The organism is Ornithinimicrobium cerasi (assembly GCF_003702705.1).
Lineage (GTDB): Bacteria > Actinomycetota > Actinomycetes > Actinomycetales > Dermatophilaceae > Ornithinicoccus > Ornithinicoccus cerasi.
This window is the reverse complement of sequence record NZ_QZMN01000001.1, coordinates 203431-227637: the sequence shown is the minus strand read 5'-3', so window position 1 is coordinate 227637 and position 24207 is coordinate 203431. Positions and strand designations below refer to the sequence as shown.

At 72.6% G+C, this 24207-nt stretch carries 21 protein-coding genes; 8 read left to right on the top strand and 13 right to left on the bottom strand.

All coding sequences use genetic code 11. The features are described from left to right. Positions 1 to 21: 21 nt before the first annotated feature. The gene (locus tag D4B81_RS01075; protein ID WP_122260682.1) at positions 22 to 777 is read right to left on the bottom strand and encodes an SDR family NAD(P)-dependent oxidoreductase; all 756 of its coding nucleotides are present in this window, start codon (positions 775 to 777) and stop codon (positions 22 to 24) included. Between the two features lie 116 nt (positions 778 to 893). Between D4B81_RS01075 and D4B81_RS01070 the strand changes: the two genes are divergently transcribed. The 3 genes from D4B81_RS01070 to D4B81_RS01060 are packed head-to-tail and all read left to right on the top strand — an operon-like array spanning position 894 to position 3510. Beyond that, positions 894 to 2309 carry a UTP--glucose-1-phosphate uridylyltransferase gene (locus D4B81_RS01070; protein ID WP_161964944.1) on the top strand — a complete coding sequence of 472 codons (1416 nt, stop codon included), beginning with the start codon at positions 894 to 896 and terminating at the stop codon, positions 2307 to 2309. Beyond that, positions 2306 to 3088, top strand: coding sequence for a helical backbone metal receptor (locus tag D4B81_RS01065; RefSeq protein WP_122260680.1), 783 nt, complete (start codon positions 2306 to 2308; stop codon positions 3086 to 3088). The genes D4B81_RS01070 and D4B81_RS01065 overlap by 4 nt, the downstream gene beginning before the upstream one ends. A 20-nt stretch (positions 3089 to 3108) precedes the next feature. Next, positions 3109 to 3510, top strand: a complete 402-nt coding sequence (locus tag D4B81_RS01060) for a hypothetical protein (protein ID WP_122260679.1) — start codon at positions 3109 to 3111, stop codon at positions 3508 to 3510. Between the two features lie 63 nt (positions 3511 to 3573). Here the strand turns inward: D4B81_RS01060 and D4B81_RS01055 are convergent, their stop codons facing one another. After that, positions 3574 to 4443 (bottom strand): DUF429 domain-containing protein, encoded by an 870-nt coding sequence (locus tag D4B81_RS01055; protein ID WP_122260678.1) that lies wholly within the window; start codon positions 4441 to 4443, stop codon positions 3574 to 3576. Between the two features lie 86 nt (positions 4444 to 4529). Here D4B81_RS01055 and aroQ point away from each other — a divergent pair, with 86 nt between their 5' ends. The 3 genes from aroQ (at position 4530) to D4B81_RS01040 (ending at position 6779) form a co-directional block, all read left to right on the top strand. Beyond that, positions 4530 to 4973, top strand: coding sequence for a type II 3-dehydroquinate dehydratase (aroQ, locus tag D4B81_RS01050; protein WP_122260677.1), 444 nt, complete (start codon positions 4530 to 4532; stop codon positions 4971 to 4973). Positions 4974 to 5046: 73 nt separating this feature from the next. Beyond that, positions 5047 to 6600 carry a sodium-dependent transporter gene (locus D4B81_RS01045; protein ID WP_122260676.1) on the top strand — a complete coding sequence of 518 codons (1554 nt, stop codon included), beginning with the start codon at positions 5047 to 5049 and terminating at the stop codon, positions 6598 to 6600. Further along, complete coding sequence (locus D4B81_RS01040; RefSeq protein WP_097186460.1) at positions 6597 to 6779, top strand: methionine/alanine import family NSS transporter small subunit; 183 nt, start codon at positions 6597 to 6599, stop codon at positions 6777 to 6779. Before D4B81_RS01045 ends, D4B81_RS01040 begins: the two co-directional genes overlap by 4 nt. A gap of 111 nt (positions 6780 to 6890) precedes the next feature. Here the strand turns inward: D4B81_RS01040 and D4B81_RS01035 are convergent, their stop codons facing one another. From D4B81_RS01035 to D4B81_RS01020, 4 genes are all read right to left on the bottom strand, one after another. Then, entirely contained in the window at positions 6891 to 8444 is a 1554-nt protein-coding gene (locus D4B81_RS01035; RefSeq protein WP_122260675.1) for a phytoene desaturase family protein, read from the bottom strand. A 23-nt stretch (positions 8445 to 8467) separates the two neighbouring features. Next, positions 8468 to 9844 (bottom strand): NADP-specific glutamate dehydrogenase, encoded by a 1377-nt coding sequence (gene gdhA / locus D4B81_RS01030; RefSeq protein WP_097186995.1) that lies wholly within the window; start codon positions 9842 to 9844, stop codon positions 8468 to 8470. Between the two features lie 82 nt (positions 9845 to 9926). Beyond that, positions 9927 to 12329, bottom strand: a complete 2403-nt coding sequence (locus tag D4B81_RS19085) for a DEAD/DEAH box helicase (protein WP_122260674.1) — start codon at positions 12327 to 12329, stop codon at positions 9927 to 9929. A gap of 213 nt (positions 12330 to 12542) precedes the next feature. Continuing rightward, positions 12543 to 14642, bottom strand: a complete 2100-nt coding sequence (locus D4B81_RS01020; RefSeq protein WP_122260673.1) for a DNA gyrase/topoisomerase IV subunit B — start codon at positions 14640 to 14642, stop codon at positions 12543 to 12545. 276 nt (positions 14643 to 14918) lie between these two features. Here D4B81_RS01020 and D4B81_RS01015 point away from each other — a divergent pair, with 276 nt between their 5' ends. Both D4B81_RS01015 and D4B81_RS01010 read left to right on the top strand, forming a co-directional pair. Beyond that, a complete protein-coding gene (locus D4B81_RS01015; RefSeq protein WP_097186464.1) occupies positions 14919 to 15134 on the top strand; it encodes a DUF7455 domain-containing protein in 216 nt (71 codons plus the stop codon). Positions 15135 to 15228: 94 nt separating this feature from the next. Next, positions 15229 to 15717, top strand: coding sequence for a DUF456 domain-containing protein (locus D4B81_RS01010; RefSeq protein WP_122260672.1), 489 nt, complete (start codon positions 15229 to 15231; stop codon positions 15715 to 15717). Between the two features lie 396 nt (positions 15718 to 16113). Here D4B81_RS01010 and D4B81_RS01005 read toward each other — a convergent pair whose 3' ends face one another. From D4B81_RS01005 to D4B81_RS00975, 7 genes are all read right to left on the bottom strand, one after another. After that, positions 16114 to 16863 (bottom strand): anti-sigma factor, encoded by a 750-nt coding sequence (locus tag D4B81_RS01005; RefSeq protein WP_122260671.1) that lies wholly within the window; start codon positions 16861 to 16863, stop codon positions 16114 to 16116. Further along, the gene (sigK, locus tag D4B81_RS01000; RefSeq protein WP_122260670.1) at positions 16860 to 17459 is read right to left on the bottom strand and encodes an ECF RNA polymerase sigma factor SigK; all 600 of its coding nucleotides are present in this window, start codon (positions 17457 to 17459) and stop codon (positions 16860 to 16862) included. Before sigK ends, D4B81_RS01005 begins: the two co-directional genes overlap by 4 nt. Then, complete coding sequence (locus tag D4B81_RS00995) at positions 17426 to 17887, bottom strand: DUF3040 domain-containing protein (protein WP_122260669.1); 462 nt, start codon at positions 17885 to 17887, stop codon at positions 17426 to 17428. The genes sigK and D4B81_RS00995 overlap by 34 nt, the downstream gene beginning before the upstream one ends. Positions 17888 to 18041: 154 nt before the next feature. Continuing rightward, complete coding sequence (gene dinB, locus D4B81_RS00990) at positions 18042 to 19331, bottom strand: DNA polymerase IV (protein ID WP_237565733.1); 1290 nt, start codon at positions 19329 to 19331, stop codon at positions 18042 to 18044. Next, on the bottom strand, positions 19298 to 23254 hold the full coding sequence (locus tag D4B81_RS00985; RefSeq protein ID WP_272914046.1) for a DNA polymerase III subunit alpha: 3957 nt from the start codon (positions 23252 to 23254) through the stop codon (positions 19298 to 19300). Before D4B81_RS00985 ends, dinB begins: the two co-directional genes overlap by 34 nt. Before the next feature lies 1 nt (position 23255). Next, positions 23256 to 23708: an SAV_6107 family HEPN domain-containing protein gene (locus D4B81_RS00980; protein ID WP_122260668.1), complete on the bottom strand. Its 453-nt coding sequence runs from the start codon at positions 23706 to 23708 to the stop codon at positions 23256 to 23258. A 76-nt stretch (positions 23709 to 23784) separates the two neighbouring features. Beyond that, the gene (locus tag D4B81_RS00975) at positions 23785 to 24123 is read right to left on the bottom strand and encodes a DUF6504 family protein (protein WP_122260667.1); all 339 of its coding nucleotides are present in this window, start codon (positions 24121 to 24123) and stop codon (positions 23785 to 23787) included. Positions 24124 to 24207: the final 84 nt, after the last annotated feature.

Below are 24207 nucleotides of genomic sequence, written 5' to 3'. Positions count from 1 at the left end.
GTCAACCCACCGGCCGCGCGGTCAGCGCGCCGTGAAGCCGCCGTCGATGTAGAGCTCGCTCCCGGTGACGAACCTCGCGTCGTCGCTGGCCAGGTAGGCGACGCCGGCCGCGATGTCGGCCGGGTCGCCCAGCCGCGCCATCGGCGTCAGCTGGATCATCGTGTCCCAGTACTCGGTGCCCCTGGTGGGCTCCAGGATCGGGGTGAGGATGAAGCCGGGGTGGATCGAGTTGACCCGGATCCCCTCGGTCGCCCAGTGCACGGCGGCGTTCTTGGTCAGCGTCCGCACCGCGCCCTTGGCCGCATGGTAGGCCGGCGAGGTGCCGAAGCCGCCGCTGGTGCCGAAGATCGAGCTGATGTTGACGATCGAGGCGCCCTCGGACCGGCGCAGCGCCGGGGCGGCGATCTTCATCCCCAGGAAGACACCCGTCTGGTCGATCTCGACGGTGCGGTGCCACTCCTCCAGGGTGGTGTCCTCGATGGTCTTCAGGTCACCCATCCCGGCGTTGTTCACGAGGATGTCGAGGCCGCCGAGCTCGGCGACGGCGGTGTCCACGGCGGCCTGCCAGTCCCCCTCGCTCGTGACGTCGTGCCGCAGGAACATCACGCGGCCGCCGTCGGCGCCCAGCTCCTCGACCGTACGGGCACCGAGCTCGTCCTGGATGTCGGTCACCAGGACCGCCGCACCTTCCTCGAGCAGCCGTTGCGCCGTGGCCCTCCCGATCCCGCTGGCGGCTCCCGTCACCAGTGCCACCCGTCCCTCGAGCCGTCCGTCCATGATCCTTCTCCTCCTCGTTGGGTGACCCGACTCTACTAGCCACGGTAGTTGTCCGGAGGGGCTGCTGGCGCACGGTGGCGGGGTCGCTGTCGGTCCTGCTGGGTAGGTTGGAGACCATGAGCGCAGACGGACGCACGCTGGCCCTGGATCGGATGCGGGAGGCCGGTGTCAGCCAGCCGGCCATGGACACCTTCGCGGCCCACTACGACAAGCTCGCCGCCGGGGCGACCGGCCTGATCGCGGAGTCCGACGTGGAGCCCGCACTGCCGGACGTCCAGCACGCCGACCTCACCGTCGACGAGGACGCTGCCCGGTCCGCCCTCGACGCGACGGTGGTGATCACCCTCAACGGCGGGCTCGGCACCTCCATGGGTCTGGCCGGCCCCAAGTCCCTCCTCCCCGTGCACGAGGGGCTCACCTTCCTCGACATCACGGTGCGCCAGGTCCTCGCGCTGCGCGAGAGGTATGGCGTGCGCCTGCCCCTCGTGCTGATGGACAGCTTCTCCACCCGCGACGCCACGGTAGAGGTGCTGGACCGCTACCCCGAGCTCGCCGTCGGCGACCTGCCCCTGGACTTCCTGCAGAGCCAGGAGCCCAAGCTGCGCGAGGACGACCTGACACCCGTGGAGTGGCCCGCCGATCCGCGCCTGGAGTGGTGCCCGCCCGGCCACGGGGACCTCTACCCCTCCCTGCTCGCCAGCGGGCTGCTCGACCGGTTGCTCGACGCCGGCTACCGCTTCGCCTTCGTCTCCAACGTCGACAACCTCGGAGCCGTCCCCGACGCCGCGCTCGCCGCCTGGTTCGCGGGCAGCGGGGCCGGCTACGCCGCGGAGGTGTGCCCCCGGACCGAGATGGACAAGAAGGGCGGCCACCTCGTCCGGCGTCGTGGCGACGGGAGGCTGGTGCTGCGCGACACGGCGCAGACGGCGCCGGAGGAGATGGTCCACTTCATGGATGCGGACACCCATCCTTACGTCAACACCAACAACCTGTGGTTCGACCTCGAGCGCCTGCGGGGGATGCTCGACGAGCGGGGCGGGGTCCTCGAACTGCCGCTGATCCGCAACGCCAAGACGGTCGACCCCACCGACAAGACCTCCACCCCGGTGATCCAGATCGAGAGCGCGATGGGGGGCGCCGTCGAGCTGTTCGAGGACGCGGTCTCCGTGGGGGTGACCCGGGAGCGCTTCGCCCCGGTGAAGACGACCAACGAGCTCCTCCTCCTGCGCTCGGACGTCTACCGGCTGGACCCGCGGACGTGGCGGCTCACGAGCACCGTCGAGCCCGCACCGGTCGTCGACCTGGTCAAGGACCACTACGGGATGATCGGTGCCTTCGACGCACGCTTCCCCGCCGGCCCGCCCTCCCTCGTGGAGGCCAGCCGCCTCCAGGTCGAGGGGGACTGGACCTTCGGGGCCGACGTGCGCGTCGTCGGCGCGGTCACGCTGGGCGAGGAGGGGGGCCGAATCGTGGACGGCACGACGCTCGCCCCTGGCGGGACCGAGGCCGGTCACCCCGACCCGCCGGCGTGAGCCGGACCGTCCGGGACGACGTGGGCGGAGAGGTCCGGCTGCCCGACGGCCCGGTGCGCCGGGTGGTCTCGCTCGTCCCCTCGCTGACCGAGGCCATGGCGGCCACCCGGCCGGAGGCTCTCGTCGGCGCGACCGACTGGTGCACCCGGCCGAGCGGGCTCGACATACCCCGCGTCCGCGGGACGAAGAACCCGGACCGGGCCGCGGTCGCCGACCTCGCCCCCGAGCTCGTGGTCTGCGTGCGGGAGGAGAACCGCGAGCTCGACGTGCGGCGCCTGCGTGAGCGGGGTCAGCAGGTCTGGGTCGGGGACGTGGAGTCGGTCGCCGACGCCCTGCGGGTGCTGCGGACGCTCCTGGTCGACGTCCTCCGGTGGGGGTGTCCGGGCTGGCTCGAGGAGATCGGGCGGCTGTGGGGCGCGGGTCGGCCCCCCGCCGCCCGGTCGCGGGTGGTGGTGCCGATCTGGCGGGACCCGTGGATGGTCGTCGGTTCCCGCACCTTCACGACCGACCTGCTCGCGCACGCCGGGCTGGAGAACGTGTTCGGCGACCATGCCGAGCGCTACCCGGGCCTGGCGCTGGAGGAGCTGGACGGGGCAGGGGCGGACGTGGTGCTGCTGCCGGACGAGCCCTACGTGTTCACGGCGGACGACGGTCCGGAGGCGTTCGTGCGGACCCCCACGCGGCTGGTGAGCGGGCGCCTGCTGACCTGGTACGGGCCCGCGATGCTCGAGGCGTGGCCGGTCCTCCGGGACCTCGGTCCGTCGCCCGGCGCCGCCTGACGGTCTGCCAGACTGGGACCATGAAGAACACCTCCCTGACGCTGACCGTCCTGCGCCTCACTGCCGTCCTCACCGCCCTGCTGGCGATCTGGCAGACGGTGGTGGGTTTCGGCTGGGTCGACGGCGGGGGCCAGCACGGCAACGTCGGCAACGTCACCTTCGTCGTCGCCCTCGTCGCGGCCGTCGCCGCGTTCCTGTGGTCCCGCGCCAGCGGCAACAAGGGACTGCTCATGCACGCGGCGGGCATGGCGGTGCTGGCGCTGGTCCAGATCGGCCTGGGCGAGATGTCGCTGGCCGGTGTGCACATGGCGGTGGGCGTGCTCTTCCTCGTCGGCGCGGTCGCCCTGGCCACGCTGGCGATCCGCAAGCCGGGCGTCGCCCTGGACGAGCAGCGGGTCGACCCCGCGCGGCTGCGGGGCTGACGCGGCGCTGCCCGCGTGACCGGTCGCTGCCCGGCTGACCGGGCGCTGCGCGGCTGACCGGGATCAGACGCGGATCGCCGCGGTGATCCCGTCCGAGTAGGTCTCCGGCTCGTCGGGGATGCTCCTGGCCTGGCCGTTCTTGACCCGGTGGGCCGTCAGCGCCGCAGCGCAGGCGTCGAGCATCGAGTCGGTGGCGACCCCCACCGGTGCCTGGGTCGGGGCGTACAGGCCGGCCGTGGCCAGCGCCTCGCGCCGCTGGCGCGATCCTTCCGCCGACCCCCGGCGCGACGTCAGCGGGGTGCCCGACAGGTCGGTGTAGACGAGCTCCGGCACCACCTCGACCAGGCGGAACGGCAGGTCCTGGCGCACGTACGCGTCCACCTCCATGATCCGGCGGCGCAGCCCGTAGGCCTGCTGGCTCAGGCCGGAGCCGACCTTCTCGCGGCTGATCGCGTTGGCCTCGCCGAAGGTGGCGGCGTAGACGGCCTCGCGGACCGGGGTGGTCAGGACGGCGGAGGCCTGTCCCCCGAGCTCCTTGCGGGCCGCGACGTCGGCCGCCCGGCGCCCCTCGTCCGGCAGCCCGACGGGGACGTCCAGCGCGACCACGGTGACCGTCCCGGCGGCCGCGACCACCTCCTCGAGCGTGACGCCGTCGACGAGGTGCGGGGTCCCGTGGCCCGACGGGTCGAGCACGGCGCCCACCCATCCGCTGCGGGTCACGGCGAGCCCCAGGACGGGCAGCGCGGGGTCGATGCTCGCCAGCCGGCCCGGGCGTCCCTTCGGCTGGCCGGGCCGGGGAGCCCCGGCGGGGCGCGCCGCCCTGGCCCCCTTGCCGGGGGACCCGGCCGAGCTGGCGCGGGAGGAGGTGCCCCCGCGCCCCTCCCCGGGCTCGAAGACACTGAGCAGACGTCGCCACCACGGTGTGCCGTTCATGCGCCCACCCTAACGGGGCGGCGACCGTCGGCGGCGGGGTGGCGTCCGCCCCCGGGCGGTGCACGGGATGTGCCACCCTGGGCCCCATGACGCGCCGGATCGTGGTCCTCAACGGGCCCAACCTCAACCTGCTCGGCACGCGGGAGCCGCACATCTACGGCTCCTCCACCCTCGCGGACGTGGAGGCTCTGTGCGCCCGCACGGCCGGCGAGCACGGCCTGCAGGTGACCTGCCGGCAGAGCAACCACGAGGGGGTCCTCGTCGACGCCCTGCACGAGGCCGCCGCCGACGAGGAGGTGGTCGGCGTGGTGCTCAACGCAGGCGCCTACACGCACACCTCGGTGGCCCTGCTGGACGCTGTCCGAGCCACCGACCTCGCGGTCGTCGAGGTCCACCTGTCCAACCCGCACGCGCGCGAGAGCTTCCGGCACACGTCATACCTCTCGCCCGTCGCGGTGGCGGTGATCGCGGGGGCGGGCGTGCACGGCTACCGGTACGCGATCGACCTGCTCGCGACGCGCCGCGCGTAGCCTCCCGGGCGCGGCGATCTGGCGCTAGGCTCAGCCGACCGTTCCGTCCTACCAGTGTCAAGGAGGTCCTGCCGTGACGACATCGAACGCCCCGGTCGCGGCCGAGCAGCGCGAGACGTGGACGTCCTCCACGGGCTTCATCCTCGCTGCCATCGGATCCGCCGTCGGGCTGGGCAACATCTGGCGGTTCCCGGGCGTCGCCTACGAGAGCGGTGGAGGAGCCTTCCTCATCCCCTACCTCGTGGCGCTCCTCACCGCCGGAATCCCGATCCTGTTCCTCGACTACTCCATCGGGCACCGCTACCGCGCCGCGGCCCCGCTGGCCTACCGGCGGATGGCGAAGCCGACGGAGACCCTCGGCTGGTTCCAGATCATGCTGTCCTTCGTCATCGCGGTCTACTACGCCGCGGTCATCGCCTGGGCCGCCAGCTACTTCATCTTCGCCTTCAACCTGCGCTGGGGCCAGGACACCCTGGGCTTCTTCGTCGGCGAGTACCTCAAGGTGGGTGACCCGGAGATCTCGACCACCGTCGTCCCGGCCGTCGCCGTGCCGCTGGTGCTCGTCTGGGTCGCCGTCCTCGTCGTCATCGCGCTGGGCGTGACCGCCGGGGTGCAGAAGGTCAACGTCATCTTCATCCCGCTGCTGGGGGTCGCCTTCCTCGGCCTGGTGATCCGCGCCCTGACCCTGCCCGGGGCGATGGACGGGCTGAACGCCTTCTTCACGCCCGACTGGGGCGCCCTCGCCGACCTGAACGTCTGGATCGCGGCCTACAGCCAGATCTTCTTCTCGTTGTCGATCGCCTTCGGCATCATGGTGACCTACGCGTCCTACCAGCGGCGCAAGGCCAACATGACCAGCTCCGGCCTGGTCGTCGCGTTCGCCAACTCCTCCTTCGAGATCCTCGCCGGCATCGGGGTCTTCGCGACGCTGGGCTTCATGGCCAACCAGCAGTCGGTGCAGGTCTCCGAGCTCGAGGGGCTGACCGGGCCGATCCTGTCCTTCGTCACCTTCCCGGCCGTCATCAACGAGATGCCCGGTGGCGCCATCTTCGGGGTCGTCTTCTTCGGCTCGCTGATCCTGGCGGGCTTCACCTCGATCATCTCGATCCTGCTCGGGGTCGCGGCGTCCGTGCAGGAGAAGTTCGGCCTGTCGCGGCGCGGAAGCGCCATCCTCGTGTCCGGGGTCTGCGCCGTGCTCTCGGTGCTGCTGTTCTCGACCACGTCCGGGCTGCTCGCCCTCGACACCGTCGACCAGTGGGCCAACAACGTCGGCATCGTGCTGTCCGCGATCGTCATGACGGTCCTGGTGGTCTGGGTCTTCCGCAAGTCGGAGACCCTGCGCCGACACCTGAACGCGGTCTCGACCTTCCAGGTCGGCCGGATCTGGATCGCCCTGATCGGCGTCGTCGCGCCCGCGTTCCTGGTGATCATGCTCGGGCAGAAGCTCGTGTCGCTGGTCAACGACGGTTACGAGGGCCTGCCGCAGTGGTACCTGAACCTCTTCGGCTGGGGCACGATCGTGTTCGTGGTGGTCGCGGCGGTGGTGCTCTCCGCCATACCCTGGAAGGGTCGCGACGACGAGAAGTTCGTGCCGTGGCCCGACGTCGACAAGGAGGTGACCCGATGACCACTCCGGCCGTCATCATGATGATCGTCGCGATCGTCGTCGTGTGGGGAGGCCTGGCCGCGAGCATCCTCTACCTGCGGAACAAGCCTGAGCTAACCGAGGGTGAGATCGAGGACCCGGACATGGTCCGGCAGGACACGGAGCGGCTCCACGAGCCGCATCCCTTCCGCGACACCTGACCCTCCCTCCCCCACCGGGTGCCCCGACGGACCGTGGTGGGTCGGTGTCGCCATGGCAGCGCCGACCCACCACGGACGTGCCCGTCCTGGGCGGCCGGGCGAGCCCGTTTGCTAGGACTCCAGGACGGCGCGGGCGGCGTGGTAGCCGCCGAGGGCGCTCACGCCCCCGCCCCGGCGCGAGCCGGCGCCGGCCAGCAGCACGCCCGGGTATGCCGTGTCCACGCCCCACCTCTGCGCGGGCGTGTCGAGCGGGGCGTCGTCGTCGGCCCACGGCCAGGTGAGGGGCGCGTGGAAGATGTTGCCTCCGGGCATCGCCAACGACTCCTGCAGGTCGCGGGTCGTCCTGGTCTCGACGCAGGGCGTGCCGTCCGGGCGGCTCATCACGACGTCGTCGACCGGCTCGGCGAGCACCGAGCCGAGCGAGTCGAGCACCGCCCGCTCCAGCCCGGCCCGTGCCCCGTCCAGGGACTCGACGTCGTCGAGGAGCCGGTCGGGCGTCTGCAGGGTGAAGACGGTGAGCGTCTGGGCGCCCGACTCCCGCAGCTGCGGCGACAGGATGCTCGGGTCCGTGATCGAGTGGCAGTAGATCTCGGCCGGCATCGGCTCCGGGACCCGCCCCTGCGACGCCGCCGCGAACGCGGACTGGAGCTGGGTGTAGGTCTCGTTGATGTGGAAGGTCCCCCCGAACGCCGCCTCCGGCGCGACCCCCTCCTCCCGCAGCCGCGGCAGCCGCGAGAGCAGGAGGTTGACCTTCACCTGAGCGCCCTCCACCCGCTCTCCCTCGGTCCCCGTCAGGTCGTCCAGCACCGCCGGTGCCGCCGCCCACAGCACGTCGCGCGCGGTGGCGCGGTGCGTCATACCCCGCTCGTCCACCCAGGTGACCGCGCCCTCCTCCACGCCCACCACCGTCGCCCCGGTACGCAGCTGCGCCCCCGCGCGGCGGGCGACCTCGGCGAGCTGCCCGGACACCTGACCCATCCCCCCGACCGGCACGTCCCAGTCGCCGGTACCGCCGCCGATGACGTGGTAGAGGAAGCAGATGTTCTGTCGTAGGTCGGCGCCGTGGGCGCTGGCGTAGGTGGAGATCAGGCCGTCCGTGAGGGCCACGCCACGCACCAGGTCGGAGCTGAACGTCCGCTCCAGGACCTCGCCCAGGGGCCGCTCGAGGAAGTCCCGGACCAGCGTGGGGTCACCGACCCGGTCGACCATCTCGGCCCGCCGCAGCAGCGGCTCGGTCACGGTGGGCCACATCCGGGAGGCCAGCTCGCCCGTGCGCCCGTAGAACTCCTGCCACCGCTCGAGGTCCGCCGCGGCGCCGACCGCCGCGAAGGACCGCGCCGTCGCGGCCGCGTCCTCGTTGTCGACCAGCAGCCCGCCCTCGCCCCCGGGCACGGGGGTGTATGAGGAGTAGCGGCGCCGCGCGAGACGCAGGCTCAGCCCGAGGTCGGCCATGATCTGGCGGGGCATCAGGCTGACGAGGTAGCTGTAGCGCGAGAGACGGGCGCCCATGCCGTCGAAGGCGTCGGCGCTCACGGTGGCGCCGCCGAGCTCGGGCGAGCGTTCGAGCAGGAGGACCGAGCGGCCGGCGCGGGCGAGGTAGGCGGCGGCGGTGAGGCCGTTGTGGCCACCACCGACCACCACCACGTCTGAGGAGGTCGTCGTCATGCCCCGGAGCGTATCGAGGTCGCTCAGATGACACCCATCGCGAGCATCGCGTCCGCGACGGAGGTGAAGCCCGCGGCGTTGGCGCCGAAGACGTAGTCGCCCGGCCGGTCGTAGTCCTCGGCCGTGGTCACCACCCGCTGGTGGATGTTGCGCATGATCTCCCCGAGGCGGGCGTCGGTGTGCTCGAAGGTCCAGCTGTCGCGCGAGGCGTTCTGCTGCATCTCCAGCGCCGAGGTGGCCACCCCTCCGGCGTTCGCGGCCTTGCCCGGGCCGAAGAGGACCCCGGCCTCCTGGAAGACGCGGACCGCGGCAGGGGTGGAGGGCATGTTGGCACCCTCCGCGACCAGCCAGGTGCCGTTGCGCACGAGGGTGCGGGCGGCCTCGTCGTCCAGCTCGTTCTGGGTCGCGCACGGCAGCGCCACCTCGCACGGGACGTCCCAGACGCTGCCGTCCTGGACGAGACGGGCGCGCCCACCCCGCTCCTCGGCATACGCACCGACCCGCTCGCGCCGGACCTCCTTGAGGTCCTTGAGGAGGTCGAGGTCGATCCCGTCCTCGTCGACGACGTAGCCCGAGGAGTCCGAGCACGCCACGACGGTGCCGCCGAGCTCGGTGACCTTCTCGACGGCGTAGATGGCGACGTTGCCCGAGCCCGAGACCACCACCCGCTTGCCCTCGAGGGAGCGACCGGCGTGCCGGGCCATCTCGTCGGCGAAGTACACCGTGCCGTAGCCCGTCGCCTCGGTGCGGGCGCGCGAGCCTCCCCAGGCCAGGCCCTTGCCGGTGAGCACGCCGGCCTCGTAACGGTTGGTGATCCGCTTGTACTGCCCGAACAGGTAGCCGATCTCGCGGCCACCGACCCCGATGTCACCGGCCGGGACGTCGGTGTACTCGCCGAGGTGACGGTAGAGCTCGGTCATGAACGACTGGCAGAAGCGCATCACCTCGGTGTCCGAACGGCCCTTGGGGTCGAAGTCGGACCCGCCCTTGCCGCCGCCGATCGGCATCCCCGTCAGCGCGTTCTTGAAGATCTGCTCGAACCCGAGGAACTTCACCGTCCCCAGCAGCACGCTCGGGTGGAAGCGCAGGCCCCCCTTGTAGGGACCCAGCACCGAGGAGTACTCGACGCGGAAGCCGCGGTTGATCTGGACCTGACCGGCGTCGTCGGTCCACGGCACCCGGAAGATGATCTGCCGCTCGGGCTCGCAGAGCCGCTCGATGACCCGCTCGTCGAGGTAGTGCGGGTGCCGTTTGACCACCGGCCCGAGGCTGCCCAGCACCTCCTCCACCGCCTGGTGGAACTCGTGCTCACCGGCGTTGCGGCGCAGCACCTCCCGGTAGACGTGACGCAGAGAGGGGTCGATCGTGCTCTCGGCGGGCGCGTGGGTGAGCGTCGTCATGCTGCCTCCGGGGTGGTGCTGGACGGTGCGGTGCCGCCTCGCCTCGACGGCGGCACCGCTGGCCATCCTAGGTCGGCGTCGGTCAGCCCTTCGGGCGCCAGTCGGGACGGCTGTCCCGCGACGGTGCGTCGGGGTCGCGGCGCGGGCGTCCGGAAGGTCCGCCGCGGCGGCCGTCACGGTCGTCCCGGGGACGCTGCCCACCCCGGCCACCGGCATAGCCGCGCGAGTCACGACGCCCGGAACGGTCGCCATACCCTGCGCGTCCGCCCCGGCCCTGCGGACGGCGCGGACGCAGGATGGCGTCGAGCTGCTCCTGCAGGATCGGGTCGCCGGTGGGGACCGACCCGCCCGCGGTCTCGATAACGGCCACGTCCTCCGGGCCGACGAGACGCGGCTCGGTCTGGACGCCGGCCGCGTCGAGCAGCCGGGAGACCTGGCGCTTCTGGTGGGGCAGCGCCAGCGTGACGACGACACCCTCGTCACCGGCACGGGCGGTGCGCCCGGAGCGGTGCAGGTAGTCCTTGTGGTCTGCCGGGGGGTCGACCTGCAGCACCAGGGAGACGTCGTCGACGTGGATGCCCCGGGCCGCGACGTCGGTGGCGACGAGCACCGGCAGGTTGCCGTTCTTGAACGCGTCGAGCACCCGCGTGCGCTGCGCCTGGTTCAGGCCGCCGTGCAGCGCAGCCGCGAAGACTCCGGACTCCCGCAGCTGTGTGGCGATGCGGTCGGCGCCCAGCTTGGTGCGGCAGAAGACCACGGTGCGGCCGGGACGGTTGGCGATCGCGGCGGTGATCGGCTTCTTGTCGTGCGGGTGCACGAGGAAGAGGTGGTGCTCCATGGTCGCGACGCTCGCGGTCACGTCGTTGGTGGAGTGGGTGACGGGGTCCTTGAGGTAGCTCTTGGCGACCTGGTCCACGCCGTGGTCGAGGGTCGCCGAGAAGAGCAGCTTCTGCCCGTCCTTGGGGGTGAGGTCGAGGATCTGGCGGATCGCCTCGACGAACCCCATCTCGGCCATGTGGTCGGCCTCGTCCAGCACCACGACCTCGGCCTCGGAGAGGTCGGCCGCCGACCGCTCGATCAGGTCGATGAGGCGGCCGGGCGTGGCCACGAGGACGTCGACGCCCCGGTCCAGGGCGGACAGCTGCGGCGTGTAGGACATCCCGCCCGCGACGAGGAGGAAACGACGGTCGACGGCGCGCATGAGCGGCGCGAGGGCGTCGACGATCTGCATCGCGAGCTCCCGGGTCGGGGTCACGATGAGAGCGCGCGGTCGGTGGGGCACGGCGCGCGGGGCCCGGGCCAGCCGGTGCAGCATCGGCAGGCCGAAGGCCATCGTCTTGCCGGACCCGGTCTGGCCCCGGCCCAGCAGGTCCTTGCCGGCGAGGGCGTCCGGGATGGTCGCCGACTGGATCGGGAACGGCTGCGTGATGCCGATGCGCGCCAGGGTGGCGACGAGCTTCTCGTCGATCCCGAGCGTGGCGAAGCCGTTGTCCTCCTCGACGGTGGCGCTCACGTTCTCGGCCGGCCCGGAGGCGGTGCGCTCCTGGTATGCCGCGTCCGCCGCCTCGCGCTCGGCCTCGGCCTCCTCGACCGGGGCGTGGTCGGGGCGCACGTCGCGGTCCCGGCGGTCGTCCCAGCGACGGTCGTTGTGCCGTCGGCTCTCGTCCCAGCTACGGCCCTCGTGACGACCACGCTCGGCCTGACGGCCCTCGCGGTCCTCCCGGTGGGCGCGCCAGGTGTGCTCGCGGCGGGGTGCGCCGCGGTCGTCGTCACGGCGCTGGTAACCGCCGCGGTCGTCGCGGCGCTGGTAACCCCCGCCGGATCCGCCCTCGCGACGCTGGTCCCCGCCGCGGTCGTCGCGGCGCTGGTATCCCCCGCGGTCGTCGTCACGGCGCGGGTAGCTGCCACCCCGGTCGTCGCGGGACTGGTAGCCGCCACCGGAGCCGCCCTCGCGACGCTGGTAGCCGCCGCGGTCGTCGTCACGGCGCTGGTAGCCGCCACCGGAGCCGCCCTCGCGACGCTGGTAGCCGCCGCGGTCGTCGTCACGGCGCTGGTACCCGCCGCCGGAACCGCCCTCACGACGCTGGAAACCGCCGCGGTCGTCGTCACGGCGCTGGTACCCGCCGCCGGAGCCGCCCTCGCGGCGCTGGTAACCGCCACCGGAGCCGCCCTCACGGCGCTGGTAGCCCCCGCGGTCGTCGTCACGGCGCTGGTATCCGCTACGGTCGTCGTCCCGACGCGGGTAACCGCCGCCCGTCCCGCCATCACGGCGCTGGGCACCCCCGCGGTCGTCGTCACGGCGGGGGTAGCCGCCACGCTCGGAGCCCCGGTCCTCGGGCCCGTCGGTGCGGGGACGCTGGCGTCGACCCTTCAGCTGGGCGCGGGCCTGCTCATCACGAGCCTCACGGGCCGCCTTCTTCTGGGCGACCGTGTGCCGCGGCTTCTTGCCCGGGGCACCGGCAGAACTGTTGACAGATTTGGCCATGACGGCTCAACTCGCTTCACGTTGTCGAGGTGGTTCTCGCCTCGACGCTGCTCGCGTGACCGGACCGACCTCCAGGCGCGCATCGTGGGCGCCCGTGGACCCCAGGATCGGATCGTCCTGAGGTGTGGTTCACCCCGCCGCACGGCGCAGGTGTCTTTCAAGGTTACCGCATCGGGCGGCTCCGGCCCGACCGGGAGCGTTGTCGACCGCCCCTCAGGCGTCGATGCGGTCGCGGTCCAGCTCGTGCGCCGAGTCGACGATGAAGTCCTTGCGCGGCGCGACGTTGGTGCCCATCAGCAGCTCGAACACACCGTCGGCCCGGGCGGCGTCGGCCAGCGTGATGCGACGCAGCGTGCGGTGGCGTGGGTCCATCGTGGTCTCGGCGAGCTGGTCGGCATCCATCTCCCCCAGGCCCTTGTATCGCTGCAGGGGCTGCTTGATCCCCCTGCCCTTCTTCTGCAGGGCGGCCACCGTCCGGCGCATCTCGGCCTCGGTGTAGGTGTAGACGTATTCCTTCCCGCCCCGCCCACCGGCGACCTCGATGCGGTGCAGCGGTGGCATCGCTGCGTAGACGCGGCCCGCGTCGACCAGAGGTCGCATGTAGCGGAAGAACAGGGTGAGCAGGAGGGTGCGGATGTGTGCGCCGTCGACGTCCGCGTCGGTCATGATGATGACCTTGCCGTAGCGGGCCACGTCCAGGTCGAAGCTGCGGCCCGAGCCCGCCCCGATGACCTGGATGATCGCGGCGCACTCGGCGTTGGAGAGCATGTCGGAGACCGACGCCTTCTGGACGTTGAGGATCTTGCCCCGGATCGGCAGGAGCGCCTGGTAGTCGCTGGAGCGCGCGAGCTTGGCGGTGCCGAGGGCGCTGTCCCCCTCGACGATGAACAGCTCGCTGCGCAGCGTGTCGCTGGTCCGGCAGTCGGCGAGCTTGGCCGGCAGGGAGGAGGACTCCAGCGCGTTCTTGCGGCGCTGGGTCTCCTTGTGCAGCCGCGCCGAGATGCGCGACTTCATCTCGGCGACGACCTTCTCGAGCAGCAGCGCGGCCTGGGCCTTGTCACCGCGGTGGGTGGAGGTCAACCGGTCGGTGAGCTCCTTCTCCACCACCCTGGAGACGATGGCCCGGACCGCGTTGGTGCCGAGCACCTCCTTCGTCTGGCCCTCGAACTGCGGCTCCGCCAGACGGACCGTGACCACCGCCGTGAGGCCGGCGGTGATGTCGTCCTTGTCCACCTTGTCGTTGCCGACCTTGAGCTTGCGGGCGTTCACCTCGAGCTGACGACGGAAGACCTTCATCAGCGCCTGCTCGAAGCCGGCCACGTGGGTGCCGCCCTTAGGGGTGGAGATGATGTTGACGAAGCTGCGCTGGACGGTGTCGTACCCGGTCCCCCAGCGCACCGCGACGTCGACCTCGCACTCGCGCTCGACCTCCCGGCTGACCATGTGGCCCCGTTCGTCGAGGACCGGCACGGTCTCCGTGAAGCTGCCGGCGCCCCGCAGGCGCCAGACGTCGGTGAGGGCGGTGTCGGAGGCGAGGTACTCGGCATACTCGGTGATGCCGCCGGAGTAGGCGAACACCTCCTCGTGGGGGCCGTCGGCGCCCGGGGTCTCGGGGAGGCGCCGTTGGTCCCGCACCACCACGGTCAGTCCGGGCACGAGGAAGGCGGTCTGGCGGGCGCGGGCGACCAGCTCGTCGTACTCGAAGCGGGCGTTCCGGATGAAGATCTGCGGGTCGGCCCAGTAGCGGACCCGGGTGCCGCTCACCCCGCGCCGGGTCTTGCCCACGACCGCCAGCTCGCTGCTGCGCTCGAAGGGCGTGAACGCTGCGTCAGGGGTGGGCGGGCGCGTCCCGTCCGCGAAGGTGCCCGGCTCACCACGCCGGAAGCTCATGCCGTAGGTCCTGCCGCCCCGGTCCACCTCGACGTCGAGGCGTGCCGACAGGGCGTTGACGACGGAGGCGCCGACCCCGTGGAGACCGCCGGAGGCCGCATAGCTGCCCCCACCGAACTTCCCGCCCGCGTGCAGCTTGGTGAAGACGACTTCGACGCCGCTGAGCCCGGTACGCGGTTCGATGTCGACCGGGATGCCGCGAGCTGTGTCGCGCACCTCCACCGAGCGGTCCTCGTGCAGGATCACCTCGATCCGGTCGCCGTGCCCGCCGAGGGCCTCGTCCACCGAGTTGTCGATGATCTCCCAGAGGCAGTGCATGAGACCTCGGGAGTCGGTCGACCCGATGTACATCCCCGGGCGCTTGCGCACCGCCTCCAGGCCCTCGAGGACCTGGAGGTGCCGGGCCGAGTAGTCCTGCGCCACGGGGTCTCCTTCGTCTGGGTGGACCTCGGCAGCCTAACCGCGGCCACCGACACGGCCCGCCAGGCGCGCCCTCCGCGCACGGGTGGTGGGCGGGCGACCTGCCGTCCCGGGGACGGGTGTCCTGGCCAGCCGAAAAGTTCCCGTCTACGCGCTGAGCGAAACCTTCGACGTTCCGGGCACAAAGACAGGGTGGTAGAGCATTGACATGCTTGACTGTGATGCACCCGGAGGCGCTCATCCGCGACCGTCGACCGGAGCCCGAGAGGAGACCCGCCCGTGAACGCCACTCTCACCCCCGAGCTGACGATTGCCGACCGCTGCGACCGCTGCGGCGCCCAGGCCTACATCCGCGCCCGTCTCGCCGACGGACTGGCGTTGCACTTCTGCGCCCACCACGGGCGTGAGCACCTCGACAAGCTGCGCGGCCTGGACGACATCGAGATCCTCGACGAGACCCACCGGCTCCACGCCGAGGAGACGCCGGCCATCTGAGCCTGCTCCCTCCGCCACCGCCCGCCCCGACCGTGTCGGGGCGGGCGTCGTTGGTTCGGGCCGGTCGGCCGACCGGCTGGCAGACTGACCCACCATGAGCTCGATCGAGGTTGTCGCGGCCCTGCTGATGGTCGTCGGGGTGCTGGGCATCGTCGTACCGATCCTCCCGGGGCTGCTGCTGATCGTCGGAGCGGTGCTGCTGTGGGCCCTCGTGGAGCAGTCGACCCTGGGGTGGGTCCTGCTGTCGGTGACCGTCGTGCTCTACCTGGTCGGCTCCCTCCTGCAGTGGTTCGTCCCGGGGAAGCGGATGCGCGCCGCGGGGGTGCGGACCAGCACGTTGCTGGCAGGGGTCGTCGCGGCGATCGCGCTGGCGTTCGTCATCCCCGTGGTCGGCCTCTTCGTCGGCTTCCCGGTCGGCATCTATCTCGTCTCGCTGGCGCACACCCGGGACCGCGGCGAGGCCTGGTCGGCGACCAAGCACGCGCTGCGCGCCGTCGGCACCAACATCCTCATCGAGCTCGTGACGGCCTTCACCATCATCGCCGCGTGGGCGGTGACGATCCTGTTCCTCGACGTGACGTAGGTCACGTCCTGCCATCCGGTCATCCGATCGTCCCGGGCGGCCGGCCGTCGGTCTTCTCGAGCTCGGCGTCGTCGCCGTCAGCGACGCCGTCGAGGTGGACCGCGAGGACGGCCGGACCGTGATCGACGAGGTCCACCGGGTCGACCGCTGTCCGACTTCCCGACGGTAGACGTCTATGGCCCGACGTCGGTCCGGAGGTGCGGGTCCGTCACCTGCGGCGGCGAGGTGGACGCCGGGAGCGGGCACCACCTCGACAACACGGTCGTCGGACGGCTGGTGGCCGAGGGGACCGAGACTGCTCGCCGGCAGCCGGAAGCCAGGTATGGCCGGCCGTTGCTGCTCCTCGAAGGTGCCCCGCTGATGTATGGAGGCCCCGGATGGCCGCCCCGCCTCAGCTCAGGAGAGCGGTACGACGGCGAACGGCTCGGTGGTCGGCTGCGGGGAACCACCGTCCGGCTCCACGCTCAGACCGACGGCGGCCGCGCCCGCGGGGGTGCCCTCGAGGACGACCTCGCCGGACTCGAGCACCTCCGCCGGCAGCAGGCCCGCCGACCGGGCGGACCCGTCGGTGCCGACGAACCAGGCCTGGTAGACCGAACCCGCGGGCGGCGGCTCGACGTCGTCGGGGAGCCGCAGGACGGCGGCGTCACGGGTGGAGGAGCTGATCACCGTGACGGTTCCCACGGACGTCGTCGCGGAGTACTCACGAGCGTCCGAGGCCGAGACGACCTGCTGCGCCGGGTCGTCCGGCCGGAGCTCCGAGACCCCCCACACCCCGGCGACGACGACGGCGGCCGCGGCGGCGGCGGCAGTCAGCCATCGGCCACCACGGCGGCGCGAGGGGCCCTGCGCGCGGTGGGCCGGACGCAGGGGCACGACGACGTCGTCGACGTGCCCGCCGTCGACGTGAGCTGCCTCGATCCGGACCGCCTCCAGCACGCGAGCCCGCAGGGCCGCCGGGGGCTCCGCCTCCAGACCTGCGGACAGCTCGACAGCCGCTTCCTGCAGCTCCTGCACGAGTGCTGCGCACCCGGGGCAGGAGGTGAGGTGGGTCTCGAAGCGCGCCCGCTCGGCGGGGTCCAGGGCGTCGACGGCGTACGCCGGCGCGAGATCGTGCATATCCTCGGTGCCGTCCTGCTCGGTCATCCCTGCTCACCTCCTGCCATCACCTGGCGCATCTTGCGCAGTCCGTCACGGATCCTCGTCTTCGCGGTCCCCAGGGGGACCTGGGTGCGCTCGGCCACCTCTCGGTGGGTCAGCCCCTCGAAGTACGCGAGGATCAAGGTCGTCCGGTGCGGTTCCCCGACCAGGTCGATGGCGCTGCGCACCCGGGAGGCTTCCGACCGGAGCTCACCCGCCTCGGCCGTGGAGTCGAACGGGACGTTCTCATGGAGTGCTTCGTAGCGGCGTAGCCGTGCGGATTGGGCCTCCTCGGAACGCACGCGGTCGACGGCTCGCCGGTGGGTGATCGTCAGCAGCCAGGCGAGGGCCGAGCCGCGGGCCGGGTCGAATTTGTCAGCCTCACGCCAGACCTGGAGGAGGACCTCCTGGGCGACCTCCTCGGCCATCGTGGGGTTGCGCAGCACCCTCAGGGCGAGGCCGTAGACCCTGGGCGCGGTCGCGTCGTACAACTCTGCGAAGGCGGCCTGGTCTCGCTGGGCAACGCGTTGGAGAAGGATCGAGAGGTCGGCGGTGCCGATCTGAGGGCTCAGGAAGGGCCCTGTTCCTTGCGTCGGTCCCACTGCTGCTCCATGCGCTGCATGAAGCCGCCCGCGCCGCCGCCGGAGGAGGGGCGGCGTGGACGTCGGGGGCCGGTTCCGCCTCCACCGCCGGCGCCGCCCGAGGGGCCGCTCCGCCGGGGCTGACCGTCCGCGCCGACGACCCCGAGCCGGGGCCTGCCGTGCCGACCGGGAGTGGCCGCCCAGGCGCCGCCGAGCACCATGGCGAGGAAGCCGACGGCCCCGATCCAGATCATCTGGGTCATGACACCGACCAGGACGAGTGCGAGCCCTCCGAGGGCGACGAGCACGCCGATGACCAGTCGCCGACGCTCGACCCCGGCACCGCCGGACGCCGTGCTCTTGAGCGTGCTGGCCAGACGAGGATCCTCGGCGTAGAGCGCCTGCTCCATCTGCTCGAGGACACGTTGCTCGTGTTCGGAGAGCGGCACGGTGACCTCCGGGGTTATCACTCGTTGTGCGTCGGCAAGCCAGACGCCGTTCTGTGGGACTTCAGGATATGCCGCTAACGCCTGAAGCACTAGCGGAAGTTCCCGCAGGGTCTCAGACCAACCTGGGCGGGGTGGGAGGGGGGTCCGGACGGGGTCATGCTGACGTGCGGACGGGTCTGAGGAGGCTCGCTGGAAGCACGGCCTGGGAGCCGAACCGGGCGGCCGCGCGGTCCATCGCCCGCTCGGCCTCGCGCCAGCCGTGCTCCGGCTCGTCGAGCCGGCCCTGGACGAGCGTCTGGTCAGCCTCGGTGATCCCCTGCACCCGCACCCCCAGCATGCGGATCCGGGCCCGTTGCAGTCCCAGCGCGTCGTACAGCGCGCTGGCGACGGCGTGGACCTCGCGAGTGACGTCGGTCGGCACCGGGACGGTGCGGGACCGGGTGATCGTGGTGAAGTCGGAGAACCGGACGGTGAGGACGACCGTGCGACCGAGAACCTCTCCGTGGCGCATCCGGCTGCAGGTGCGCTCGGCGAGGTGGAGGAGCTGGCGGCGGATCGCGTCCGGGTCGTCGACGTCGTGGGAGAAGGTCTGCGAGGAGCCCACGCTGCGCTCCACCCTGGCCGGGGTGACCGGGTCGGTGTCCTGCCCCCACGCCAGGGCGTGCAGGTGGGCGGCGGCGTGGTCGCCCATCGCCCTGCGCAGGGTCTCCAGCGGCACGTGCGCCAGCTGGGCCACCGTGTGCAGCCCGAGCCGGCTCAGCTCGGCCTCGGTCGCCTCACCCACCCCCCACAGCGCACCGACCGGCATGGGGTGCAGGAACGGGACGACCTCGCCCCGGGTGACCAGCCGCATCCCGTCGGGCTTGGCTACCCGGGAGGCCATCTTGGCCACGGCCTTGCTCGGTGCTCCTCCCACCGAGCAGGTGATCTGCTGCTCGTCGGCGACCGTGTCCCGGATCCACTGGCCGACCCTGGCGGCGTCGCCCCACTGCCTCCGGACTGACGACACGTCGAGGAACGCCTCCTCCATGGACACGGGCTCGACCACCGGGGTCACCTCGGCGAAGACCGCCATGACGGCCTCGGACACCCTGGCGTAGCGGTCCATGTCAGGGCGCACCACCACCGCCGGCGGGCACAGCCTCCGGGCGGTCGCCATCGGCATCCCCGACCGGACCCCGAAGGCTCTCGCCTCGTAGGTGGCGCAGAGGACGACGCTGCGCCACCCGCCGCCCACGACCACCGGGAGCCCCCGGAGCTCGGGACGGTCGATGAGCGACACCGCGGCGTAGAAGGCGTCCATGTCCACGTGGAGCACGGTGACGTCGTCCTGCCCTGCGGCGGCCGGCCTCCCCTCGACCTGCCCGCCGCCGAACGGGGCGTCGTCGACAGGACGGGGGTCGAGGAGGCTCACCACCCGGAGCTCCCGGGGCTGGAGTGCCACAGCTTGGAGCCGGGGACGCCCTGGCGGGTGTCCCCGCCGGCGGGGCGGATGTCGGCGTAGGGGGACTGGCGGAACCCCGAGGCGTGCACGAGCACGCGCCGTGCGCGGGGCTCCTCGCCCGCCGCCTGCTGGCGCGCCAGCTCCTCGGCCTCCGCCAGCAGGAACCGCGCGCGTTCCTCGCTCTCCGCCATCGCCGCACGCACCTCCGGCACCCCGCCGCGCTCCCACACCGGGAGAAGGGCGCCCAGCTCCCACGCACCGGTGGCGCGCACCGACAGCCCCCGCGGGCCGGTGCGACGCATCACGCCACGCACGAGCAGCAGCCAGGAGTGGAACACGGTGGCGGCGAAGGGGCCCTGCACATCCTCGAAGAAGGTGGCGTCGGCCGGGCCGGTGCCGTCGTCGAGGGTCAGGAAGACCACCCGCCTCCCGGACCGGACCGGGGGCGTCTGCGTCGCGACCTTGGCACCGGCGATGAGCACCTCCGAGCCGTTGCGCCGGGACAGCAGCTCGCGGGACCGGGTGACACCCAGGTCGGCGAGCATCGGGCCGAACCCCTCGACGACGTGCCGGCTGACGTCCATGCCGAGCACCTCCAGCTCGGCCTGCAGCTGCTCGTGCTCGGTCATCTCGGGCAGCCCGCTGCCGGTCACCGGGCTCGGCTCGTCCCCCAGCTGCAGGGTGAGCTGGGTCGCCGTGGCGTCCTGCGGGTGCCAGGCCCGTCGCCCCACCGCCTGCTCACGCGTGCGGGACGCCACCTCCCCCTCCACGGCCGGAGCGAGCGTCGGTGCGGCCAGCCGCCGTCCGGCGCGACGACGACCCGCCCCGCTGGTGGCGTGCCGGGTCCACCGGTCCAGCTCCCGCACGTGCAGCAGCAGGTCCCGACGGGTCAGCCCCCCGCGGCCGCGGCTGCACCGCCCGACCTGGTGAAGGGCGTCGAGCCCGCCGGCGAGGACCAGCCGCTCGGCCGTGGGGCGGCTGGGCCGGGCCCGCTGCCACAGGTCGGCCAGCGAGGCGTAGGGCTGCCCCGCGACGATCCGGGTCACCTCGTCGTCGCTGATCCCCCGGACGTCGGCGAGGGAGAGCCGGATGCCGTACTCCCCCGCCCGGTGCTCCACCGCCGCCATCACCTCGTCGACCCGGTCGACCGGCGGCAGCCCCGGCCGCTCGGCGGGGAGCGCGCCCCGGGGGGCCGGGGCGAGCGGGTCGAGCCCGCCCTCGGCATACCCGGGCCCGACCCGCTCCACCCGGTAGACCTCCGCGGACGCGTTGACGTCGAGACCGAGCACGTGGACCCCCATGGTCCGCGCCTCGTCGAGGATGAGGCGCTTGGGGTACATCCCCGGGTCGTGGGTGAGCACGCCCGAGAGGAAGGCCGCGGTGTGGTGGGTCTTGAGCCACGCCGACTGGTAGGTCGGCAGCGCGAACGCCGCGGCGTGCGCCTTGCAGAACCCGAAGGAGGCGAAGGCCGCCAGCACCTCCCAGATCCGCTCGAGCTCGGGGGGCCGGTAGCCCCGGTCGGCCGCGGACCGGCGCCACCACACCTCGACCTCCTGCTGGCCCTGCGGAGAGCCCATGGCCCGGCGGACCTCGTCCGCCTGGGCCAGGCTGACGCCGGTGGTCTCGGCCACGATCTGGAGCACCTGCTCGTGGAAGACGACGACCCCGCAGGTCTCGGCGAGGTAGGGGCTGAGGCTGGGGTGGATGTGGTCGGGCTCCCCCCAGCCCTGCCGCGCGTGCAGGAAGGGACGGATCATGTCCGACTTCACCGGCCCGGGTCGGAACAGGGAGATGTCGATGATGATGTCGGTGAACGTCTCCGGGGCGAACTTGCCGACGAGCTCGCGCTGCCCGGGAGACTCGATCTGGAAGCAGCCGAGGGTCCGGGTGGACTGGACGAGCGCGAAGGTGTCGGGGTCGTCCAGGGGGACGTCCGCCCGGTCGTCCAGGTCGATGCGCGTCCCGTCGACGCGCGCCACCTCCTCGACGGCGTGCGCCATCGCGGACTGCATCCGGATGCCGAGCACGTCGAGCTTGAGCAGCCCGAGCTCCTCGACGTCGTCCTTGTCGAACTGGCTCATGGGGAAGCCCAGCCAGCTCGCCTCGACCGGGGTCCGGTCCAGCAGCCCGGTGTTGGACAGGATGACCCCGCAGGGGTGCATGGCGATGTGCCGCGGCAGGCCGTCCAGCGACTCGACCAGCTCCATCAGCAGCTGCATGCGGGGCGCGTCGAGCCCCTGGCGCCGCAGCTCGGGGAGGTCGCGGATCGCGGCCCGCGCGTCCCTGGCCCGAATGTGCGGGAACGCCTTGGCGATGGCGTCGATCTCCCCCGGCGGCATCCCCAGCGTGGCCGCGACGTCCCGGATCGCGTGCCGGACCCGGTAGGTCTCGACCATCGACACGCACGTCACCCGCTCCGAGCCGAAACGTTCGAGGATCCGTTCGTACATCTCGGTGCGGCGCGCCGACTCCACGTCGATGTCGATGTCGGGCAGCTGGGCGCGCAGCGGTGAGCAGAACCGCTCCATGAGCAGACCGTGCTCCATCGGGTCGACGCCGCTGATCCCCAGCAGGTAGGTCACCAGGCTCCCCGCGCCCGAGCCGCGGGCGGCGACCCGCACCCCGTTGTCACGGATGAGGTCGCAGACCTGCGCCACGGTGAGGAAGTAGGTGGGGTAGCCGAGCCCGGCGATCACGCCCAGCTCGTCGTCGAGGCGGGTCCGGATCCGCTCCAGGTATGCCGTGCCCGCGCCGGGGTAGCGGGTGGCCACCGCCTGCCCGCAGCGCTCGGTGAGGACGTGGTGCGCCTGACCCACACCGCTGACGCCGAGGATCTCGGGCTCGGGCAGGTGGACGGAGCCGATGCCGAGGTCGGAGCGCGGGTCCTGGTGGCACTCGGCTGCCAGCGAGAGGGTGTCGCGCAGCAGCTCCTCGGCCCGTGCGTCCGCACCCCCGGCCTCCTCCAGCCAGGCGGCGGTGGCGTGCATGGTGGCGGTGCCGGCGAGATGGCCGGCGGTGCTCACCCGGTCCAGGTGCCGCTCGTCGAGCGCGACCATCCGCCGGGCGGCGTCGAGGACGTCGACCACCCGCGCCTGCTCCGGGACGGCGTGCCGGACCGCGGCGGTGAGCACAGCGGGGACCTCGCACTCACGGGCCAGGGCCCACAGCCGCGACGCCTGGCCCAGGCTCGCCGGGCTGTCCCCGGGCCCACCGTGGCAGACGAGCTCGACCCGCAGGGCGTCGGGGGGCAGCACCTCCTGCCAGGCACGCAGCAGGGCGCGCGCCTGGTCGCGCCGTCGCGCCAGGACCGCCCGGCCGACGTCGGAGTCAGGCCCGAGCAGCACGACGACGGGTGCGGTGCCGTCCACCGGGGTCGCGGCCCGGGCGAGCAGGTCCGGGCGGGTCCGAGGAGTGCCCCGCTCCCCCGCCAGGTGGGTCTGGGTCACCAGCCGGCACAACCGGGCCCACCCGGTGCCGGGCGCCAGCCCGGCCTCCTGGCCACGGGCGAGCACGACGACCCGCGGCTGCTGGTCGTCGACCAGGGTGCCGCCCTTGACCGGTTGCGCCCGGGCGGGCCGAGCTCCGATGAACCGTTCGGACCCGCCCGGTGGACCCGGTGCGTCCGGCCAGGGCCCCTCAGGCCTCCCGAGCGCGGCGGCACCGGTCAGCGCCACACGCGCGGACCCGTCCCCGTCACGCGGGCCGGCCAGCGCGAGGTCCACGCCCAGCACCGGCGCCACCCCCGCCTCGGCACAGGCACGCACGAACCGGACCGCGCCGTAGAGCCCGTCACGGTCGGTGAGAGCGAGAGCCGACTGCCCGTGGTCGGCCGCGAGCGCCACCAGCTCGTCGGGGCGTGAGGCGCCGAAGCGCATGGACGCGCTCGAGGCGACGTGGAGGTGCACGAAGTCGTCGACCGCCACGTCAACCCCGACCCACCGGGGTCAGCTCCGCCGGCAGCGGTGAGCCGCAGGGCAGGTGCAACGTCCCCCGGACCAGCTCCAGGAAGCGTTCGCCGGCACGGACGAGGTCGTCAGCATCGCGTGCGGTCACGGCTGTCGACCCGCGCTCCAGCGCGAGCCGACGACGGCCCGACTCGGCGAAGAAGACCGCCCACTCGGTCAGCTCCGGGGCGACCGTGGGCAGGACCTCCCAGACGCTCCGCGGGCGGGCCCGCCGGCTGGGCGCGCTGCGGGCCGCGAGGAGCGCCGCCCCGGCGCGCAGGGCGGCGAGGTGCGCCTGGGTGTAGCGCTCGGACGCGGTGCTGCTGTGGCAGGCCACGAGCAACCCGCCCCGCGAACGTTCGAGCAGGTCCAGGACGGTGCCGACCGGCCCGCCCGGACCCGCGGCGGGTGCCTGGGTGGTGGTGGTGCTCATGGGTGTCCTCCGTCGTCGGTGATGCTGCGCTCGTCCTGCTGGGTGCTCGCCCGGCCCGGTGCTCCTCGGGGTGGGCTCAGTCGCTGACCCGTTCCAGGAGCCACCGCCCTCCGTGGACCAGGTCGTAGACCCCCATCTCGTGGGTCCGGCCGGCGCTGGCCTCGACGCGCCACACCTCCTGCTCCAGGGAGTCCGCGTCGGTGCTGCCGGCGCCCAGGTCCCGCCACCAGGGCAGCCTCTGCGTCCACTGGGCCAGCACGCCTCGCACGACGTGCACCCGCCCCTGCCAGAGGAAGAGGGTGGGCACCTCGGCCATGGTCCGGGTCCCCCGCCGCCACCCAGGCTCCAGACGCACCCGGTGCTCGACCGGGTCCCCGAGCCTGACCTCCACCTGTTCCTGGTACCGCCTGCTCATGCCCGGCCTCCTCGCTCAGCACCGCACACGCGTCCCCGCCCGGCGGAATCGAAAATATGTTCGACTAGAACAACTGTACGATCC